1 protein-coding gene is annotated in these 23,659 nt (G+C 68.0%); it reads left to right on the top strand.

From position 1 onward, the window contains the following. Positions 1–23,524: non-ribosomal peptide synthase/polyketide synthase (locus ACGFNJ_RS10900; RefSeq protein WP_393445867.1), on the top strand; the 23,524-nt coding region annotated here is incomplete at its 5' end. Positions 23,525–23,659 lie beyond the last annotated feature (135 nt).

Here is a 23,659-nt window from a genome sequence, read left to right as displayed (position 1 = left end):
TGTGCCTTTTGAGCGTTTGGTGGAGGTGTTGAATCCGACGCGTTCGCAGGCGCGTCATCCGTTGTTCCAGGTGATGCTCTCCTTCCAGAACCTGCAGCAGACCAGCCTGGAACTGCCGGGCCTCACGGTGCACGGCCTCGAATACGAGGACGACCTGGCGAAGTTCGACCTGCAGCTGATGGTGCAGGAAACGACGGACGCTGCGGGTGAACCCGCGGGAATGTCGGCTGCGTTCTCGTACTCGACGGATTTGTTCGATCGAGCCACGATCGCCGAGTTTGCGCGGCGGTTGGATCGGGTGCTGGCGGCTGTGGTCGCCGATGCCGAGGTAGCGGTGGGTGATATCGACCTGCTGGGTGCCGAGGAACGATCGCTGGTGCTGCATCGGTGGAATGCCACTGAGTACATGATTGATCCGGCGACGTTGGTGTCGTTGTTCGAGGCGCAGGTGGAGCGGACGCCGGATGCGGTCGCGGTCACCTTCGAGGGGACGAGTCTGTCCTATGCGGAGTTCGCGGTGCAGGCGCGGCGCCTCGCGCGCTGGTTGATCGCCGAAGGTGTGGGTCCGGAATCGCTTGTCGCGCTGGGTATGCGGCGTTCGACTGAGCTGGTTGTGGCGATGTATGCGGTGGTGGTTTCCGGTGGTGGGTATGTGCCGGTCGATCCGGATCATCCGGTCGAGCGCATCGCTCACGTTCTCGATACTGCGGCACCGGTGTGTGTGTTGACCACCTCCGGTGACGGGTTGGTGTTGCCGGAGTCGGTGCGTCGGGTGGAGATCGACACCCTGGATGTGTCGGGGTTCTCCGATGCTCCGGTGACGGATACGGACCGGCTCGCGCCGTTGCGCCCCGATAACACGGCCTACGTCATCTACACCTCCGGCTCGACCGGTCGCCCCAAAGGCGTTGCGGTATCGCATGCGGCGATCGTGAACCGGTTGGTGTGGATGCATGCCCAGTACGGTTTGACCGCCGGTGATGTGGTGTTGCAGAAGACGCCTGCCACCTTCGATGTGTCGGTGTGGGAGTTCTTCTGGCCGTTGCAGGTTGGTGCGCGGCTGGTGGTCGCCACCCCGGATGGTCATCGTGATCCGGCTTATCTGGCGCGGTTGATCACGGACGAGGGTGTCACGACGGCGCATTTCGTGCCGTCGATGCTGGCGGTGTTCGTTGCTGATCTGCGGGTCGGTGAATGTGGCGGTCTGCGTAATGTTTTCGCTTCTGGTGAGGCGTTGCCCGCGCCGACCGCGCAGCGGTTGCGTGAGTTGACCGGTGCGTTGTTGCACAACCTGTACGGGCCGACCGAGGCCGCGGTCGACGTGACCTTCCACGAGGTCGTCGACGCGGACACGGTGGTGGTGCCGATCGGTCGTCCGGTGTTCAACACCCAGGTGTATGTGCTCGACGCGCGGCTGCACCCGGTCGCGCCAGGCGTGCCCGGCGAGTTGTATCTGGCCGGTGAGCAGCTGGCGCGCGGCTACGTGCGGCAGCCGGAGCTGACTTCGGATCGGTTCGTGGCCAACCCGTTCGCCGACGGTGAGCGGATGTACCGCACCGGCGACCTGGTCCGCTGGCTTGCTCCGGTCGGCGAGGATTCGGGCGCCACTGGTGAGCTGGAGTACTTGGGCCGCACCGACTTCCAGGTGAAGGTGCGTGGTCTGCGCATCGAGCTCGGCGACATCGAATCCGCGCTCATTGCCCAGGAGTCGGTCGCCCAAGCGGTGGTGGTGGTGCGTGAGGACGAGCGCACCGGCGCGCAGCTGGTCGCCTACCTGGTCGCCGCCGATGCGGAGATCGACACCGACGCACTGCGGGCGACGCTGGCGGCGCTGCTGCCGAGCTACATGGTCCCATCGGCCTTCGTGACCTTGGCCGCGTTCCCGCTCAACGCCTCGGGCAAGCTGGATCGGAAAGCGTTGCCGCAGCCAGTGTTCGAGGTGCGCGGGTTCCGCGCGCCGGTGACGCCGGTGCAGGAGATCGTCGCCGGTGTGTTCGCCGACCTGCTCGGTGTCGACCGGGTCGGCCTCGATGACGATTTCTTCTCGCTCGGCGGCAATTCGCTCATCGCGACGCGGGTGACCGCGCGGCTCGGTGTGGCGCTGGACGCCGAGGTGCCGTTGCGGGCGTTGTTCGATGCCTCCACCGTGGAGGCGTTGGCCACCCGGCTCGAATCGCACACCGGTCAGGGCGCGCGTGCGCGGTTGGTGCCGCGGGCGCGGTCGGCGGATGAGCTGGTGCCGCTGTCGTTCGCGCAACAGCGCATGTGGTTCCTCAACCAGTTCGACAAGTCGTCCTCTGCTTACAATCTGCCGCTAGCGATCCGTCTGACGGGCGAACTCGACACCGCCGCACTGGAATCGGCGCTGTTCGACGTGGTGCGCAGGCACGAGTCGCTGCGCACCCGCTACCCCGAGCACGGCGGCACCCCGGTGCAGGTCGTGCAGTCGGCCGAGCAACTCGCCGTTGAACTGCCCGTCTATCCGATCTCGGAGGACCAGCTGGTTGCTGCGGCGACCGACTTTGTCGACAGCGGTTTCGACGTGGCCGAGCGAGTGCCGGTGCGAGCCAGGCTGTTCCAAATGCAGGCCGATCAGCACGTGCTGGTCGTTGTCGTGCATCACATTGCCGCTGACGGTTTCTCGATGCGTCCGCTGGCGCGTGATGTGATGACCGCCTATGTCGCGCGTACTCAGGGTGCGGCGCCGGAGTGGGTGCCGTTGCCGGTCCAGTACGCCGACTTCGCGGTGTGGCAGCGCGAGGTGCTCGGCACCGAGGACGATCCGGAATCGTTGCTGGCCAAGCAGGTTGCCTATTGGCAGCAGGCCATGGCGGGCAGCCCCGAGGAACTCACGCTGCCGACCGACCGGCCGCGTCCCGCGATCGCCTCGTACCGCGGTGCCACCGTGACGACCACATTGCCGGTCGAACTGATCAGCGCACTCGAGGGTGTCGCCCGCGCACAGGGCGTGTCGTTGTTCATGGTGACGCACGCTGCTTTGGCGGTGCTGCTCGGCCGTCTGGCGGGCACCGATGATGTCGCGGTCGGTACGCCGGTCGCGGGGCGTGGTGAGGCCGCACTTGACGATCTGGTCGGCATGTTCGTCAACACCCTGGTGCTGCGCACCAAGCTCGAACTCGCCGAGTCGTTCAGCACACTGCTCGCGCACGCACGCCACCAGGATCTCGAGGCATTCGGCCATGCTGATGTGCCGTTCGAGCGGCTGGTCGAGTTGCTGGCGCCGGAACGCTCGCAGGCGCGTAACCCTCTGTTCCAGGTGATGCTCGCGTTCCAGAACCTGGACCGCGCCAACCTGGAGCTGCCCGGATTGGCTGTCTCGGAGCTGGAAGTCGAGACCTCGACCTCGCGCTTCGACCTGCAGTTCACCCTCTCGGAAGTCCCAGCCGAGGATGCCGCCGCCGTCCGGTCCGCTGGCATGGCGGTCACCTTGACCTATGCCACCGACCTTTTCGACGAGTCCACCGCCGAAGCGATGCTGCGCCAGTGGACCCGGGTGCTGACCGCCGTCGCCGCCGACGCCGAGGTGACCGTCGGTGATATTCCGCTGCTCGATGCCGCAGAGACGGCGCGAGAACTGGTGGGCTGGAACGAATCGCGGCGTGAGCTGGGTCAGGGCGCCACCCTGGTGGAAGTGTTCGCCGATCAGGTGGAACGGACCCCGGACGCGATCGCGGTGACCTACGAGGGGACAAGTCTGTCCTATGCCGATCTTGCACGCCGGGTGCACCGTTTGGCGCACCGTTTGGTCGAGGCGGGTGTCGGCCCGGAAGTTCTTGTCGCAGTAGGCATTCCTAGGTCGCTTGACCTGTTGGTCGCGATCTACGCGGTCCTCGAGGCAGGCGGTGGGTATGTGCCGCTGGATCTGGAACAGCCTGCCGAACGGATCGAATACGTGCTGGCGACAGCGAATCCGGCGTGTGTGCTGACCACCTCGGCGGCTGCCGGAGCGTTGCCGCCGCGCGAGTCCGTGCTCGTCGTGGACACGCTCGATGTGTCGGCGTACCCGGCGACGCCGCTGACCGATGCGGATCGGCGTGCGCCGTTGCGTCCGTCGCACCCGGCGTATGCGATCTTCACCTCGGGCTCGACCGGTAGGCCGAAGGGTGTGCTGGTGCCGCACTCGGCGGTGGTGAACCAGATCCGGTGGATTACCGGCGAATACGGCATCGACGCCGCGGACATCGTCCTGTTCAAGACGCCGGTGACTTTCGATGTGTCGGTGTGGGAGTTGTTCGGCCCGTTGGTCGTTGGTGGTCGTGTGGTGGTTGCAGCGCCGGACGGTCATCGTGATCCGCAGTACCTGGCCACGGTGATCGCCGAGCAGCAGGTCACCATGACCTCGTTCGTGCCGTCGATGCTCGCGGTCTTCGCAGGCGCGGTCGAAGGTGCGGCGTTGTCGTCGCTGCGGGCGGTGCTGGTGGCTGGTGAGGCGTTCACCTCCGACACCGCCGCCGCGTTCGGCCGGGTGAGTTCTGCCGTGCTGTACAACCTGTATGGCCCGACGGAGTTCACCGTGCATGCCACGCATGCGCCCGCGGCCGGGGTTGTCGGCGCGGTTCCGATCGGTAAGCCGGTGTGGAACGCGCAAGCGTATGTGCTGGATGCGCGGTTGCACCCGGTGCCGATCGGTGTCGCTGGTGAGCTGTACCTGGCCGGTGACCAGCTGGCGCGTGGTTATCTCGGTCGTGCCGATTTGACCGCGGACCGGTTCGTGGCCGCCCCGTACGGCGACCAGGGTGCGCGGATGTACCGCACTGGCGACTTGGTGCGCCGCGGTCTCGATGGTGCGATCACTTATCTGGGTCGTACCGATTTCCAGGTGAAGCTGCGCGGTATGCGGATCGAGCTCGGTGAGATCGAATCCGCGCTCACCGCACACGAATCGGTGAAGCAAGCTGTTGTCGTCGTGGTCGCGCACGCGGGTACCGACCAGCTCGTCAGCTATGTCGTCCCGGCCGCCGAGCAGGTGGTGGATATCGCCGCGCTGCGTGCGTATCTGGCGGGTCGCTTGCAGTCGCACATGGTGCCTTCGGTGCTGATGGTGCTGGATGAGCTGCCGTTGAATGCGAACGGCAAGTTGGATCGTCGTGCGTTGCCGGAGCCGGTGTTCAGCACCGAGACGGCCTATCGCGCGCCGCGTAATCCGGTCGAGCAGCTGATCGCTGAACTGTTTGCCGAGGTGCTCGGTTCGGAGCGGGTGGGTGTCGATGATTCGTTCTTCGCGCTCGGCGGTGATTCGATCGTGTCGATTCAGCTGGTGTCGCGTGCGAAAGCGCGTGGTGTGCTGTTCTCGGCGCGTGACGTATTCGAGCAGCGCACCGTCGCCGGTTTGGCTGTCGTCGCGGAAACCGCTGCGGCACAGACGGACTCGGTGCCGGTACTTCAGGAACTGCCGGGTGGCGGCGTCGGCACCAGGCCGCTGACCCCGGTGGAACACTTCATGGTGGCGCGCCCGGGTTCCTACCGCCGGTTCCATCAGGCGGTGTCGCTGGGCCTGCCCGTCGGTATCGATCGGGCGGGGATCGCGGCGACGGTCGCGGCGGTCATTGATCGGCACGACATGCTGCGCGCGCAGCTCGTTCGACACGAGGGTTCCGCGTGGAGCGTTGAGACTGCGGCGGCCGGCGTGGTCGAGGTGGACGCGCTGATCGACCACACCGGATTCGACGCCGACACATCCGACGCCGAGCTGGTCGAGATCGCCGCTGCGGCATTGGATGCCACCCTGGATCGGTTGGATCCGGAAGCGGGCGTGGTGATCCGGTTCGTGTGGCTGGAACCGGTCACCGCGGCGGACGGCGAAGCCGGTGCCACGGATCGGGCCGGGTACTTGATCGTGGTCGCGCATCACCTGGTGGTGGATGGCGTGTCCTGGCGTGTGCTGGTGCCGGACTTCGTCGCGGCGTGGGGCCAGCTGACTGCCGGGCAGCACCCGCAGCTGGCGGCACCGGTGACGAGCATGCGCACCTGGGCGCATGCACTCGAGCAGGCGGCCGTCGACCGGGCCGGGGACCTGGAGTTCTGGCGCGGTGTGGTCGACGGGCCGGACCCGTTGCTGTCTGCGCGGGCATTCGACCCGGCCATCGACGTGGCGGGCGTGGTCGACACGGTTCGAGTCGAGGTGTCGGCGGAAGTCACTCAGTCCCTGTTGACCACGGTTCCCGCGCTGTTCCACGGCGGTGTCAACGATGGCCTGCTGACCGCATTGGCGGTGGCGGTCGCGTCGTGGCGTAACCAGTTGGGTATCGCCGAGGATTCCGCGCTGATCCGCCTCGAGGGCCACGGCCGCGAAGAAGCAGTGGTGCCCGGCGCCGATCTGTCGCGCACCGTCGGTTGGTTCACCGCGATCTTCCCCGTGCGATTCGACCTGGCGGGCATCGACATCGATGCCGCGCTGGCGGGCGGTGCCGAGATGGGCCGTGCTATCAAGGCGGTCAAGGAACAGTTGCTTGCCGTGCCCGATCGTGGTGTCGGCTACGGACTGTTGCGCTATGTGAACGCGGACACCGCGACATCGCTGCCAGACCGGATGCCGGGGCAGATCAGCTTCAACTACCTCGGCCGGTTCGCCGAGAGCGCGGTGCCGGAGGCGCTGCGTGGCTTCGGCTGGCTGCCCGCGCCCGAACTCGCGGACCTGGTCGGCGCGGATGACGCGGATATGCCTGCGATGGCGCCGCTGGACATCAACGCGGGTGTCGACAACGACCGGCTCGGTGCCAGGATCACTTATCCGACAACGCTGTTCGATGCCGAGCAGGTTGCCGAATTCGCCGGACTGTTCGTGCGAGCGCTGGAAGCGGTTGCGCGGCATGCGGATACGGTCGATGCGGGTGGTTACACGCCGTCGGACTTCCCGCTCGTACGCAGCACACAGGCCGATATCGACACCTGGGAGCGGCAATTCCCCGCACTCACCGACGCGTGGTCGTTGTCGCCGCTGCAGGCAGGTCTACTCTTCCACGCACAACTCGCCGCGACCTCGGTGGACGTGTACACCTCGCAGGCAGTGCTGACCCTGACCGGGCGGCTGTCCGCGACCAGACTGCGGTCGGCCGCACAGGCGCTGGTCGATCGGTACGACAACCTGCGCACCGCGTTCGTCACCGACGCGCACGGCAACCCGGTGCAGCTGGTCCTCGACGGCGTCCAGGTGGCCTGGTCCGAAATTGATCGCCGGTCGACCGGTGAAGCGGACGACCTGATCGAGGCCGATCGCTTGCAGCGGTTCGACCTGACCGCACCGCCGTTGATCCGGTTCACGCTGATCCAGGTCGGCGCGGCCGAGTGGTCGTTGGTGGTGTCGAACCATCACATCCTGCTCGACGGCTGGTCGATGCCGTTGCTCATGCGCGATCTGCTGGTGCTGTACGCCACTAACGCCGATGCCGCCGGACTGCCTCCGGTGCGGTCCTACCGGTACTTCCTGGATTGGGTGGCGCAGCAGGATCGTGCCGCCTCGCTAGAGGCGTGGACCCGTGCACTGCAAGGTGTTTCGGAGCCGACGCTGCTGGCGAATCCGCACACCGGGCGTGAGATCACCACGCTGTCCGACGAGTACCGGTTCGAGCTGGACGAGGCCGTAACCGGCGGCGTCACCGCGCTGGCCGCGGAGCTGGGTGTCACCGTGAATACGGTGCTGCAGGCGGCGTGGGGTCTGGTGCTGGGCCGGTCGACCGGCCAGCAGGAGGTTGTGTTCGGTACCACCGTTTCTGGCCGTCCGGCTGAGTTGAACGGTGTGGAGAACATGGTCGGTTTGTTCATCAACACCGTGCCGGTGCGGGTGGCCTTCGATCCGGCGGAGCCTGCGCGGGCGTTGCTCGCGCGCTTGCAGGGTGAGCAGGCTGATCTGTTGGACCACCATCACATCGGCTTGACCGAGATCCAGACCGCGACTGGTGTGGGTGGTCTGTTCGACACGTTGATGGTGTTCGAGTCGTATCCGGTTGACGCCGAAGGGATCCGGGCCCAAGCCGCCGACATCGACGGCATGGCAGTCGCCGGCCTCGAGGTCGCCGACGCCACCCACTATCCGCTGACACTGATCGCCTCGCTGGATTCGCAGCTGCGGGTGCGGGCCAGCTACCTCAGCGATCTGTTCGATGCGGACAGCGTGGCCAGGGTCGCCGAGCGGCTCGTTCGGGTCTTGACCGCGCTCGCCGCGGCATCGGACGCGCCCGTTGGGGACATCGACCTGCTCGGTGCGACTGAGCGTTCGAATGTGCTGGAGCACTGGGTGTCGTCCGGCAGTGATGGCGGCACGGGTCTGTTCGCTGAGCCGACCACCACGCTGTCGTCGCTGGTCGATGCGGCGGTGGCGGCGCACGGCGACCGGGTCGCGGTGCGGTTCGGCGACGACGGCTTGACCTATGCGCAGCTCGATCAGCGTGCAAATCAGTTGGCGCGCAAGCTGATCGCCAAGGGTGCGGGCCCGGGTCAGCTGGTCGCGGTGCTGCTGCCGCGATCGCTGGATCTGGTGGTGGCACTGCTCGCGGTGGTGAAGTCCGGTGCGGGTTATGTGCCGATCGATCCGTCCTATCCTGCGGATCGCATCACCTACGTGCTCTCGGACGCCGCGCCGTCGAGTGTGATCGTCGACGGCAGCGTGGACACCGCGCTGCTCGACGGTTTGACGGTCGTGTCGATGGATGGTTTCGGTGTGGAGACCGGTGATCTGGTGGATGCGGGCGAGGGCTCGATCACCGATGCCGATCGGATCGCGCCGCTGCGTGCCGGGAATACCGCTTACGTGATCTACACCTCGGGGTCGACGGGCCGTCCGAAGGGTGTTGTTGTGTCGCATCGGAATGTGGTGTCGCTGTTCGCCAACACCGATCGCGAGTTCGGTTTCGGGCCTGAGGATGTGTGGACGTTGTTCCACTCCAGTGCCTTCGACTTCTCCGTCTGGGAACTCTGGGGCGCGCTGTTGTACGGCGGTACTTCGGTGGTGGTGGACTATTTCGTGTCGCGTTCGCCCGAGCAGTTCCTCGAGCTGCTGCATCGCGAGCGGGTGACGGTGCTCAACCAGACCCCGTCGGCGTTCTATCAACTGGTGGAAGCCGACCGGAACGCCAGTATCGCAACACCTTTGGCATTGCGATACGTGGTATTCGGTGGTGAGGCCCTCGACCTGCGTCGCCTCAGCGACTGGATGGCCCGCCACGGCGACGGATCGCCCGGCGCGACCGGGCCGCGCCTGGTCAACATGTACGGCATCACCGAGACCACCGTGCATGTGACGCATCGCGTGCTCGACGTCGAAACGGTCGCTGCGGCAACCGGTTCGGTGATCGGGCGGGCGATCGCGGGCTTGTCGGTCTACGTGCTCGACACCCGCCTGCATCCGGTGCCGATCGGCGTCCCGGGCGAAATGTATGTGGCCGGGCCGCAAGTGACCGACGGCTATCTGGGGCGCCTGGACCTGATGGCGGCGCGGTTCGTCGCCAATCCGTTCGGCGAGCCGGGCAGCAGGCTGTACCGTTCCGGCGACCTGGGGCGCTGGAACGAGCAAGGCGAGCTGGAACACCTCGGCCGCGCCGACGATCAGGTGAAAGTCCGCGGTTTCCGCATCGAGCTCGGCGAGATCGAGGCCGCGCTGCTGGCGCTGGACGAGGTGGCGCAGGCCGCGGTCATTGTGCGCTCGGACAACCGGGTGAGCGATCAGCTGGTCGGCTACGTGGTGCCGGTCGATGGTGCGGTCGAAGCGGTCGATATCGAGCAGCTGCGAGCACGGTTGTCGGAGATGTTGCCGTCCTACATGATTCCGTCGGTGCTGATGGTGCTCACCGCGCTGCCGTTGACCGTCAACGGGAAGCTGGACCGGAAAGCGCTGCCCGCGCCGGTGCTCGAGGCCGCGGCCTTCCGTGCGCCCGTGACCGCTGCCGAGCAGATCGTGTCCGGTGTCTTCGCTGAGGTGCTCGGTGTCGAGCGGGCAGGCTTGGATGACGATTTCTTCGCACTTGGTGGCAACTCGCTGATCGCCACCCAGGTGGCAGCCAGGCTGTCCGCGGCGCTGGACACCCACATCGGGGTCAGGGAGATCTTCGAGGCCTCCACCGTGGCCGCGCTTGCCGCGCGGGCCGACGCCGGTGCCGGGGCAGGTGTGCGCCCGGCACTGGTGCCGCAGGAGCGCCCGCCGCTGGTGCCGTTGTCGCTGGCGCAGCAGCGGATGTGGTTCTTGAACCGGTTCGATCCGGAATCGTTCGTGGACAACATCCCGGTGGCCGTGCGGCTTTCGGGCCTGCTCGACCGGCAAGCGCTGCAGATCGCGGTGGCCGACGTCCTGGCCCGCCACGAATCACTGCGCACCCGCTACCCCGAGGTGGACGGGACCGCGCATCAGGAGATCGTGGCGACCGCCAAGGTCATTCCTGATCTGTCCCCGGTCGAGGTGGCTGAGGCTGAACTGCCGCAGCGGCTTTCGGAGCTGGTGCTGCGTGGTTTCGATGTCACTGCGCAGGTGCCGTTGCGGGCAAGGCTGTTCGAGGTCAGCCCCACCGAACACGTACTTGCCCTGGTGGTGCACCACATCGCGGGCGACGGTTTCTCGATGGGACCGCTGACCAGGGACGTGATGATCGCCTATGCGGCACGCGTGGCAGGCGGCGAGCCAGCGTGGGCGCCGCTCACGGTCCAGTACGCCGACTTCGCGCTCTGGCAGCGTCGGGTGCTCGGCCGTGAGGACGACCCGGAATCGGTGATCGCCCAGCAGGTTTCGTTCTGGCGGCAGACCCTGGCAGGGCTGCCTGAGCAGCTGGATCTGCCCTCGGATCGGCCACGTCCAGCGGTCGCGTCCGGACGCGGCGCGCGGGTGCGGTTCGAGATCGACGCCGACATCCACGCCGGCCTGGCCGAGCTGGCGCAGGCGCAAGGCGCGACCCTGTTCATGGTCGTGCACGCCGCACTCGCGGTGCTGCTCGCACGGCTGAGCGGCGAATCCGACATCGCGATCGGCACCCCGGTCGCGGGTCGTGGTGAACGCGCCCTCGATGATCTGGTGGGTATGTTCGTCAACACGCTGGTGTTGCGCACCGAGGTCGACGGTGGTGCCAGCTTCAGCGAGCTGCTGGCTGCGGTGCGGGCCAGCGATATCGCCGCGTTCGGGCACGCGGACCTGCCGTTCGAGCGGCTGGTGGAGATCATCAACCCGGCCCGTTCGCAGGCGCGTAACCCGTTGTTCCAGGTGATGCTGACGCTGCAGAACCTCGGCCAGACCGCGCTCGAACTGTCGGAGTTGACCGTCAGCGCCGTCGATCTGCCCAGTGACACCGCGAAGTTCGACTTGCAGCTGGTGCTCGCCGAAGAGCCCGGCGCGCAGGGCCGGATCGATGCCGAGTTCATCTACGCCACCGACCTGTTCGACGCCGAGACCATCACCGACGTCGTCCATCGGTTCACTCGGGTGCTGAAGGCGATCGTGGCTACGCCGGATCGGCCGGTCGGTGATCTGCCGTTGCTCGATGTCACCGAGCATGCGGTGCTGCTGCGGGATTGGAACGACACCGGTTACCCGATCGAGGTGCCGTTGGGTGATGCTGCGGGGACATTGATTTCGTTGTTCGAGGCGCAGGTCGCCGCGACACCGGATGCCATCGCGGTCACGTTCGAGGGGACAAGTTTGTCCTACGCCGAACTGGCCGATCGGGTTCGCCCGTTGGCTCGCTGGCTCATCGAGCATGGTGTCGGTGCGGAATCGCTTGTGGCGCTGGGTATGCAGCGTTCGATCGATCTGGTGGTCGGCATGTATGCGGTGCTGGCCGCGGGCGGTGGCTATCTGCCGTTGGATCCGGATCATCCGGCCGAGCGCACCGCCTATGTGCTCGAGACGGCGGATCCGGTGTGTGTGCTGACCAGTGGCGCTGATCTGCCGATCGATACCGCTCAGGTGCGCATCGATCTGCTCGAGCTGTCCACGTATACGGTCACCCCGATCACCGACGCGGATCGCCGTACGCCGGTGCGCCCGGAAAACACGGCGTATGTGATCTTTACCTCGGGTTCGACCGGTCGGCCCAAGGGTGTGGCGGTCTCGCATGCGGCGATCGTGAATCGCCTGGTGTGGATGCAGGCTGCCTACGGTCTCACCGCTGAGGATGTGGTGTTGCAGAAGACGCCTGCCACGTTCGATGTGTCGGTGTGGGAGTTCTTCTGGCCGTTGCAGGTTGGTGCGCGTCTGGTGGTCGCCAGGCCCGACGGGCATCGTGACCCGGCTTACTTGGCCGAGGTGATCGAGGCCGAGCAGGTCACCACCGCGCACTTCGTGCCGAGCATGATGGCGGTGTTCGTGGCCGAACTGGCTGCGGCACGCTCCGTGACGGCAGGAGGCGAAGCCGACGGGGTTGTTCAGCACAGCATTTCGCTGCGACAGGTGTTTGCCTCCGGTGAGGCGCTGCCCGCACCGACCGCGCAGAAGCTGCGGGAACTGACCGGGGCCAGGCTGCACAACCTGTATGGCCCGACCGAGGCCGCGGTGGATGTCACCTTCCACGAGGTGGTCGATGCCGACATCGTGTCGGTGCCGATTGGTGCTCCGGTCTTCAACACCCAGGTGTATGTGCTCGACGCCCGGCTCCGGCCGGTGCCGGTCGGGGTCGCCGGTGAGCTCTACCTGGCCGGTGCGCAGCTGGCGCGTGGCTATGTGGAGCGGCCCGACCTGAGTGCGGATCGGTTCGTGGCCAACCCCTTCACACCGGGCGAGCGGATGTATCGCACCGGCGACCTGGTCCGCTGGGTCAACACGACGGGTACCGGTGAGCTGGAGTATTTGGGCCGCACCGACTTCCAGGTGAAGTTGCGTGGTCTGCGGATCGAGCTCGGTGAGATCGAGGCCGCGCTGGTCGCACTGGATTCGGTCGCGCAGTCGGTCGTGGTGGTGCGCTCGGATGAGCGGCTCGGTGATCAGCTGGTCGGCTACCTCGTCGCGGCCGGCGAACACGCCATCGATATCGATGACGTGCGTGCGGATTTGGCGCTCGCGTTGCCCGCCTACATGGTCCCCTCGGTCTATGTGATCCTGGATGCGTTCCCGCTCAACGCGTCCGGCAAGCTCGACCGCCGCGCGCTGCCGAGCCCGGCGCCGACGGCACGAGTGTTCCGCAAGCCGACCACGACGATCGAGGCGATCGTCGCCGACACCTTCGCCGACGTGCTCGGAATCCATGGGGACGGAACGGAAGTCGGTCTGGACGACGACTTCTTCGCACTCGGTGGCAATTCGCTGGTCGCGACCCAGGTGATCGCCAGGCTCGGCGCGGCGTTGGACACCCGGATCCCGGTGCGCACGCTGTTCGATGCGCCGACGGTGGGTGCGCTGGCCGCGCGGATCTCGACGGAGGTCGGGACCGGCGGTCGCAGGGCCTTGACGGCCGGTCCGCGACCGAAGCAGATCCCGCTGTCGCTGGCACAGCAGCGCATGTGGTTCCTCAACCGGTTCGACACGGCGAGCGCGGTCAACAACCTGCCGTTGGCGATTCGGTTGACCGGTGACCTGGACGTCGACGCGCTGCGGCAGGCGGTGCGCGATGTGATCGACCGTCATGAAATCCTGCGCACCGTCTACCCGGAGACCGCTGAGGGTCAAGGCGTGCAGGTGATCATGCCCGCCGACGCGGTAGCCCCCGCGCTGGAACCTGCCGCGGTCACCGCGGCGGAACTGCACGAGCGCATCGCCGAGGTGGTGCTGACCGGATTCGATGTCACCACCGACGTTCCGGTGCGGGCCGAGCTGTTGCGCATCGCGTCCAACGACCACGTGCTCGTTGTCGTCGTGCACCACATCAGCGGCGACGGGTGGTCCATGCGGCCGCTGGCCCGCGACGTGATGTCCGCATACATCGCCCGCGCGGCCGGTGCGGCACCCGCCTGGGCGCCGCTGCCGGTGCAGTACGCCGATTACGCGCTGTGGCAGCGGGAAACGCTTGGCGCCGAGGACGATCCGGAATCGTTGATCGCCAAGCAGACCGCGTACTGGACGGCGCGGCTGATCGATCTGCCCATGCAGATCGACCTGCCCGCCGACCGCCCGCGTCCCGCCGTCGCCTCGAATCGCGGTGCCATGCACCCGTTCTCGGTCGAGGCCGAGCTGCAACAGCAGTTGGCGGAGCTCGCCCGTGCGAACGGCGCCAGCCTGTTCATGGTCGTGCACGCCGCGTTGGCCGTCTTGCTCGGCCGGTTGTCCGGTAGCGGCGACATCGCGATCGGCACTCCGGTCGCCGGTCGCGGCGAGGCCGAGCTGGACGATCTGATCGGCATGTTCGTCAACACCCTGGTGCTGCGGACCGCACTCGACTCGAGCGCGCCGTTCACCAGCCTGCTCGCGGACACCAAGGACACCGACCTGGCCGCGTACGCCAATGCCGATGTCCCGTTCGAGCGTCTGGTCGAGGTGCTCAGCCCGGAGCGGTCGCTGGCGCATCACCCGTTGTTCCAGGTGGCGCTGACCTTCGAGGCGACCGGCGCCGCCGATGCCGCACGGGTGTCGCTGCCAGGTCTCGATCTCGCCGCGGTCGATTTCGATCCGGCGATGGCGAAGTTCGACCTGCAGCTCGCCGTCGGCGAAGCCGCGGACGGCGGCCTCGAGCTGGCGTGGAACTACGCGACCGACTTGTTCGACGCACCGACGGTGGCGGCGTTCGCCGAGCGCCTGGTGCGGATCCTGCGGCGCGTTGTCGCGGATCCGGACGTGGTGGTCGGTGACATCGACCTGCTCGATGTAGCCGAGCGCGTCGATGTCACGCAACACTGGGTGTCGTCGGGAATCGACGAGGGCACAGGCCTTTTCGCGGATTCGGACGCGACGCTGCCCGATCTGTTCGATGCTGTGGTCGCCGCACACGGCGACCGCACGGCGGTCAAGTTCGGCCCCGACGCACTCAGCTACGCCGAGCTCGATCGACGAGTGAACCGGGTAGCCAGGGCGCTGATCGCGGCCGGTGCCGGCCCGGAGACGCTGGTCGCGGTCGTGCTGCCGCGGTCGGCGGAGCTGGTCGTCGCGCTGCTCGCGGTGATCAAGTCGGGCGCGGGCTACGTGCCGATCGACCCGACGTACCCGCCCGAGCGCATCGCCTACGTGCTCGCGGACGCACAACCGGCCGTCGTCCTGCTGGACGACGAGGTCGAGGTGACCATCCCCGCGGATCTGCCGATCCTCGAGATGGGCGAATTCGATACGGCCGCAACGGATGCCGCCGAAGGTTCGATCACCGCGGCCGAGCGGCGCGCGCCGCTGACCGCGGACAACATCGCCTACGTGATCTACACCTCCGGATCGACCGGGCGCCCCAAGGGTGTCGCGGTGCCGCACCGGAATGTGTTGCGGCTGTTGGCGAACACCGATCGGGAGTTCGGTTTCGGCCCGGACGACGTGTGGACGCTGTTCCATTCGTTCGCGTTCGACTTCTCGGTGTGGGAGCTGTGGGGCCCGCTGCTCTACGGCAGCACCCTGGTGGTCGTCGACTACTACACCTCGCGCACCCCGCAGGAGTTCCTGGAACTGCTGCGCCGGGAGCGGGTGACGGTGCTGAACCAGACGCCGTCGGCGTTCTATCAGCTGGTCGACGCCGATCGGATGGCAACGCCCGAGGACGCGGACGCCGCGCCGGAGGCACTGGCGCTGCGGTACGTCATCTTCGGCGGTGAAGCACTCGAACTGCGACGCCTGGCCGATTGGGTGGAGCGGCACGGTGATCAGTCGCCACGACTGGTCAACATGTACGGCATCACCGAGACGACGGTGCACGTCTCGCACCGGGTCATCGACGCGGAAACCATCGCTGCCACTACAGCTTCGGTGATCGGCGCCGCCATCGCCGGGCTGCGCGTGTACGTGCTCGACGAGCGGCTGCACCCGGCGCCGGTCGGCGTGGCAGGCGAAATGTATGTCGCGGGAACGCAGTTGGCGCGCGGCTATCTCGGTCGCGCGGATCTGTCGGCGGCCAGGTTCGTGGCGAGCCCGTTCGGGTCGGGGGAGCGGCTGTACCGCTCCGGCGACGTGGCGCGCTGGAACCGCGCAGGCGAACTGGAATACCTCGGCCGCGCCGATGATCAGGTGAAGGTGCGCGGTTTCCGGATCGAGCTCGGCGAGATCGAGGCCGCGCTCACCGCCGAGGACGCCATCGCGCAGGCCGTGGTGCTCGTCCGCGCCGACGACCATCTCGGCGATCAAATCGTCGGTTACCTGATCGCGGCCGAGGGCCACACCATCGATGTCGAGGCTGTGCGCAACGAGCTGACTCAGGCGTTGCCGGTGTACATGGTGCCGTCGGCGTTGGTTGTCCTCGACGCTTTCCCGCTCACCACCAACGGCAAGCTCGACCGCAAGGCGCTGCCCGCGCCGGTGTTCGAGGCCAAGACGTTCCGGGCGGCGACCACCCCGATCGAGGAGATCGTGGCAGGCACGTTCGCCGATGTGCTCGGGGTCGGCCGGGTCGGTCTCGACGACGACTTCTTCGCGCTCGGCGGTAACTCACTGGTGGCAACGCAGGTCACTGCGCGGTTGAGCGCCGCGCTCGACCGGCAGCTGTCGGTGCGTGATCTGTTCGAGGCCGCCACGGTGGCCGCGCTGTCGGCCAGGCTCGAACAGGGCGGCGCAGGCCGGGCCAGGCCGCGACTGGTGGCAGGGGTGCGGCCGGAACGGATTCCGCTCTCGCCTGCCCAGCAGCGCTACTGGTTCCTCAACCAGTTCGACACGACCTACTCCGCGGTGGACAACATCCCGCTGGCGGTGCGGTTGTCGGGCACGCTGGACGTGGCTGCGCTGGAACGGGCGATCGGCGATCTGCTCGCTCGGCACGAGTCGCTGCGCACGATCTACCCGCAGACGGTGGACGGCGCGCACCAGGTGATCCTGCCGTTCGGCGGCAGCGCATGGCGGTTGACGCCGGTGGCGGTGACCGAGGCCGAATTGGTCGGCAAGGTCATCGAATTCGCGTTGACCACCTTCGACGTCACCACCGAGGTGCCGTTGGCGATGGCGCTGTTCCAGGTGGTCGGCACGACCGACCATGTGCTGGCGTTCACCGTGCACCACATCTCGGCCGACGGTTTCTCGCTCGGCCCGCTGGCGCGCGACGTGATGGCGGCCTATGTGGCGCGGGTGGCAGGCGAGGCGCCGCAGTGGGCGGCGTTGCCGGTGCAGTACGCCGACTACGCGTTGTGGCAGCGTGCGGTGCTCGGTAGCGAGGACGATCCGGATTCGCTGGCGACGCAGCAGGTTTCCTACTGGAAGCGCGCGCTGGCCGGGCTGCCGGATCAGCTGGAGCTGCCCACGGACCGTTCGCGGCCGCAGTCGCAGTCGTTCCGGGGCAAGTCGGTCCGCTTCGAGATCGAGCCGGAGCGGCACGCGCGCCTGCACGAGCTGGCGCGGGCACACAACGCGTCGCTGTTCATGGTGGTGCATGCGGCGTTGGCGATCCTGCTCGCGCGGTTGTCGGGTACCGAGGACATCGCGGTCGGCACGCCGATCGCCGGGCGCGGTGAGCGGGAGCTCGACGACATGATCGGCATGTTCGTCAACACGCTGGTGTTCCGCACGCAGGTCGAGGGCGGCGCCTCCTTCGCCGAATTGCTTGCCGACGTGCGAGATCGGGACCTCGAGGCGTTCGCCAACGCCGACGTGCCGTTCGAGCGCCTGGTCGAGGTGCTCAACCCGGTGCGGTCCACCGCGCGCAATCCGCTGTTCCAGGTGGGTCTTTCGTTCCAGAACCTGTCCGAGACGGCCTTCGAGCTGCCCGGGCTGGCGGTGAGCACGGTCAGCTTCGACACGCAGCTGGCCAAGACCGATCTGCAGGTGACGATCAGCGATCACTACGAGGACGACGGCACGCCCGCCGAGGTGGTCGCCGAATTCGGTTACGCCGTAGACCTGTTCGACGACGTCACGGTGCAGGGGTTCGCGGACCGCTTCCTGCGGGTGCTCGACGCGGTGGTGGCCGACGGCTCGGTGCGGGTCGGCGATATCGACCTGCTCGACGTCGCCGAACGCGACCAGATCCTGCGGGGCTGGAACGACACCGGGCGCGCCGTGGACGGCACGGCGACGCTGGTGTCGCTGCTGGACGCGACGGTGGCCGCGAACCCGGACGCGATCGCGATCCTGGCCGACCTGGTGGTCGAGACGGAAACCGGTGCGGGACACCGGGTTCTCACCTATGCCGAGCTCGACGTCGAGGTGAACCGCCTGGCCCGCTACCTGCTCACCCGCGGCATCGGCGCGGAGGAACGGGTGGCCCTTGCCATCGGTCGCTCGGTGGATCTGGTCGTCGCCATGTACGCGGTGTCGCGCATCGGCGCGGCCTACGTGCCGCTGGATCCGACGCAACCGGCCGATCGCCTGGACTACATCCTCGCGACCGCCGCGCCGTCGTGCGTGTTGACCACGACGGCGGTGCGCGAGTCGCAGCCGGACAACGACTGGGTTGCCCTCGACGAGCTCGACCTGTCCGGCGTGCGCGGCCACGCCCTGGCTCCGGCCGAGTTGGTTCGCGAGTTCGGTGCGGCCAACACGGCGTACGTGATCTTCACGTCCGGTTCGACGGGCCGTCCGAAGGGTGTCGCGGTGCCGCACGGCGCGGTGGTGAATCAGTTGCTGTGGAAGACAGCGGAATTCGGTCTCGGACCCGAGGACGCGGTGCTGCTGAAGACGGCGGCCACGTTCGATCTCTCGGTGTGGGAGTTCTGGACCGCGGCCGCCAGTGGCGGCCGCTTGGTGATCGCCGCGCCGGAGGGGCATCGCGATCCGGCGTACTTGAACGAGCTGATGCGTGCCACGGACGTGACCACATTGCATGTGGTTCCGTCCATGCTCGACGCGCTGCTCATCGAGTCCGACGGTGTCCTGAGCTCTTCGCTGCGCCGGGTGCTTGCCATCGGTGAGGCGCTGCCCGCTGCGGTGGCACAGCGGTTCCGTCGTGGCAACACTGCCGAGCTGTACAACCTGTACGGCCCGACCGAAGCGGCGGTGTCGATCACCAATCATCGGGTCACCGATGCCGACCAGACGTCGGTGTCGATCGGTGCGCCGGAATGGAATTCGCGGGTCTATGTCCTCGACGCCAGGCTGCGGCCGGTGCCGGTGGGTGTGTCGGGTGAGTTGTATCTGGCGGGTGCGCAGTTGGCGCGCGGCTACTTCGGTCGTACGGATTTGACCGCGGATCGGTTCGTGGCCGATCCGTTCGAGGCGGGCGAGCGCATGTATCGCACCGGTGACCTGGCGGCGTGGAACGCTTCCGGTGAGCTGGAGTACCGCGGTCGCACCGACTTCCAGGTGAAGATCCGTGGTTTCCGGATCGAGCTCGGCGAGATCGAGGCCGCGTTGCTCGCCCTTCCGGCGATCGCACAGGTGGCGGTCCTCGCCATGGCGGACGAGCGGGCCGGCGATCGGCTGGTGGCCTACCTGGTGCCCGCCGCGGCTGAACTCGAGGTGGCACAGGTGAAGTCGGCGCTGGCCGAGACGCTGCCGTCGTACATGATCCCCGCCGCGTTCGTGGTGCTCGATCAGCTGCCGCGTAACGCGAACGGCAAGCTGGACCGCAAGGCGTTGCCCGCACCGGAATTCGAGACGGCCGCCTACCGGGCGCCGTCGACACTGATCGAGCAGATCGTCGCCGAGGTCGTCGCCGAGGTGCTCGGCATCGAGCGGGTCAGCGCGGACGACGACTTCTTCGCGCTCGGCGGTGACTCGATCCAGACGATTCAGCTGGTGTCGCGGGCCAAGGAACGCGGTGTGCGGTTCACGCCACGTGATGTGTTCGGGCGGCGAAGCGTTGCCGCGCTTGCCGAGGTCGCCACGGTGATCGAGGCTGCCGAACAGCACTGGCTGCCGGAACTGCCCGGCGGCGGTGTCGGCGAGATCCCGTTGTCGCCGTCGATGGCGGCGGCGCTGGCAGGCGGCACCTCGGTGCCGCGGTTCGCGAGCTCGATGGCGCTGCGGCTGCCCGACAGCATCGACCGGCCGACCCTGGTCGGCATGATCGGCGCTGTCGTCGATCACCACGATGCGCTGCGGGCCCGGTTGCGGCACACCGACGACGCGGGCCTGGTCTTCGAGACCCGAGGGCGCGGTGCGGTCGATGTCGATGCCATCGTGCATCGGGTCGAGGTGCCCGGCGGCATCGGCGCCGCCGGGTTGTCGCAGCTGGCGCGGGCCGAATACGACGCGGCGCTGGATCGTCTCGATCCGGCGAACGGGGTGCTGACCCAGTTCATCTGGTTCGCGGCCGACGGTGCACAGCCGGACGTGCTGCTGGTGGTCGGCCACCAGTTCGTGGTCGACGACGCGTCGTGGCACATCGTGCTCGAGGACCTGACGGCGGCCTGGTCGCTGCTCGCGGTCGGGCGCCCCGTGGTCCTGCCCGCCACCGGCACCTCGATGCGGCGCTGGGCGCACGCGCTGGCCGAGTCCGCGCACGAGCCGACTCGCGTCGCCGAACTGCCGTTCTGGCAGCGGGTTTCGGCTACGCCCGATCCGCTGCTCGGCGCAAGGGCGTTCGATCCGGCGCACGACACTGCGGCCACCGTCGAACGGCTGGAGGTGAGCGTGCCCGCGGGCGTGACCGAGGCAGTGCTCACCGCGATCCCGCAGTTGTACCGGGGCGAGGCCACCGACAGCCTGCTGTCGGCGCTCGCGCTCGCGGTGTCGCGCTGGCGCGGCGACGCCGAGGGCGGCGCGGCGCTCGTCCGGTTCGCGAACACCGGCCGGGCGGCGAACAGCGTTGCCGGCGCCGACCTTTCGCGCACCGTCGGCTGGTTCGCCGGTGAATCCCCGGTGCGGTTGGACCTGTCCGGCGCCGACCTCACCGAGGCGTTCACGGGCGGAAACGTGCTCGGCGGCATCGTGAAATCCATGAAGGAGCAGCTGCTCGCGGTGCCGGGCGCAGGCCTCGGCTACGGCCAGCTGCGCTACCTGAACGCGGACACCGCGGGCGAGCTCGGCGGCGTCGGATCCGGGATCGCGGGTCAGATCAGGTTCTGCTACGCGGGTCACCTGCCCACCGATGCCTCGCTGACCGGCGATTTCTCCGGTCAGCCCGACGAGATGGGCTGGCTGCCGGTGGCCGAACTCGGGCTGCCCGGCACCGACCGGGACCCGAGCCTGCCCGCGGCCGCGACGGTCGACATCAACGCGAGCGTCACCGACGGGGTGGAGGGGCCGCGCCTGCGCACCTCGTTCGCCTACCCGGCAGGCCTGCTCACCCGCGCGCGGGTGCAGGAGCTCGCCGAGCTGTGGGTGGCCGCGCTCACCGCGCTGGCTTCGCATGCGAACCAGCCGGGCGCGGGCGGCCGCACGCCGTCGGATCTGCCGCTGGTCTCGGTCGGGCAGTCCGACATCGAGGTGTGGGAACGCCAGTACCCGGGGCTGGACGAGGTGTGGCCGCTGTCGCCGCTGCAGTCCGGCCTGCTGTTCGACGCGATGAACAACCGCTCGGAGATCGACGGCTACACCTTGCATGCGGTCGTCGACCTCGACGGCACGGTCGACGCCGCGCGGTTGCGGGTGGCGGCCCAGGGCATCCTGGACCGTTACGCGAACCTGCGGGCCGCCTTCGTCGCCGATTCGACCGGCCAACCGGTCCAGGTGATCCAGGCGCGGGCCGAAGTCGCTTGGCGCGAAGTCGATTTGACGACACTGCCGGCGGATGAGCGGCTCGCGGAGTTGCAGCGTCTGGTGACGGTGGAGCGCGAGACCCGCTTCGACATGTCCACGGCGCCGCTGATCCGGTTCACCCTGTACCGGGTCAACGCGGACGAGGGCGCAGGCGCCTGGCAGCTGGCGGTGACGACCCACCACATCCTGCTCGACGGCTGGTCGATGCCGCTGCTGATGCGGGACCTGCTGGTGCTGTACGCCGTGCACGGCAACGTTGGTGCGTTGCCTGCGGTGACGCCGTATCGCGACTTCCTTTCCTGGATCGACGGGCGGGACCAGCAGGCGTCGTTGCAGGTCTGGCAGCAGGCCATGGCCGGTGTCGGCGAGCCGACCCAGCTGGCGCGGCAGCAGCGCACGGCCGGGGGCGACGGGGTCGGCAAGCTGGTCACCGAGCTCGACGCCGAGGAAACCAGCAGGATCACCAAGCGGGCCGCCGCGCTCGGCGTCACGGTGAACACGCTGTTCCAGGCGGCGTGGGGCCTGGTGCTCGGCCGCATGACCGGTCGCTCGGACGTGGTCTTCGGCGCCACGGTGTCCGGTCGCCCCGCCGAACTGGCCGGCGTGGAGTCCATGGTCGGTCTGTTCATCAACACGCTGCCGGTGCGCGTCCGCGTCGACGACAACGGGACGGTCGGCGACTACCTGCGCGGTCTGCAGGGCGAGCAGGCCGATCTGCTGGAGCACCACTACGTCGGCTTGACCGATATTCAGCAGATCGTCGGTGCCGGAGCACAATTCGACACCCTGCTGGTGTTCGAGTCGTACCCGGTGGACAAGGCGGCGATCGCCGCGGCCAACGCGATCGACGGCATGTCGATCACCGGCATCGGCGTCGCCGACACCGCGACCAACTACCCGCTGGCGCTGGTGGTGAGTGCGGAGTCGACCACGGAATTGGCCTGGACCTACTGGAACAGCTGGTTCACCGCCGACGAGGTGGCGACATTGGCCGCGCGCATGCAGCGGGTGTTGGCGGCGCTGCTGGGTGACCCGGCGGCGTCCGTCGCCGACATCGATATTCTCGATGCTGGGGAGCGTGCCGCCCTGCTCACCGAATCCGGCTCCGCCGCAACCGAATCCGCGTTGCCTACCGGCTATGCGGCGGCGTCGCCCGACGCGGGCCCGCGTACAGTTGCCGACGTGCTCGATTCGGTCGCCGGGGCGGACCCCTTCGCCGCGGCGTTGCTCGTCGGTGACAGCGAGGTGCTGTACTCCGAGTTGGATTCGCAGTCCTCGCAATTGGCGCGGGTGCTGATCGGCCGTGACGTCGGCCCCGGCGACACCGTCGCCGTGGCGCTGCCGCATTCGGTCGAGCAGGTTGTCGCGCTGTGGGCGGTGCAAAAGGCGGGTGCCGCAGCGTTGTTCGCCGACGGACTGGCCGTGGGAGACATCCTCGCGGTCGGCGCCGAGGTGACCGTCACGGCGGAGCCGATCGACGGATCGGCCCGCGAGATTGCCCTCGCGGAGCCCGCGCTGCAGAAGGAGGTGGCCGCCGCGGCGGCGCATCCGGTGTCCGATGCCGAGCGGGTCCGCCCGCTTGACCAGGACCACCCGGCCTTCGTGCTCGCGACGGCCGACTCGTCGACGGTCTTCACCCAGGCCCAAGCGCTCGACCGCGCGCGGGCGCTGTGTGCGGAGAACGAGATCGACTACGAGGCGGTGACCTACACCACGGCGGCAGCAGGGCCAGCGGCGTTCGCCGAATTCCTGGCGGCCGCCACCGTCGGCGCCCTCTCGGTGCTGCCGACCGGCGACAAGGCGGCTGATCTCGCCGGTGGCGAGGTCACCCACTGGTTCGTCACGGCGGTCGACGAGCACGAGGAGGTGGTCGTCGATGACGCGGTGCGCATCGTCACCACCTAGTACGGTCACCCTCAGCGGTGACGAAATCACACCGGCCGGTCGCGGAAGCTGTAGCGAAGTTCGACGCTGGAGCGATGGACACGGCGGGCCGGACAATCGTGGGCGGGCCCGGCCGCAGCCAACTAAGGGAGTCGA

The organism is Nocardia sp. NPDC049149 (assembly GCF_043197455.1).
In the GTDB taxonomy this organism is placed as follows: domain Bacteria; phylum Actinomycetota; class Actinomycetes; order Mycobacteriales; family Mycobacteriaceae; genus Nocardia.
This window is presented reverse-complemented; position numbering and strand designations above follow the sequence as displayed.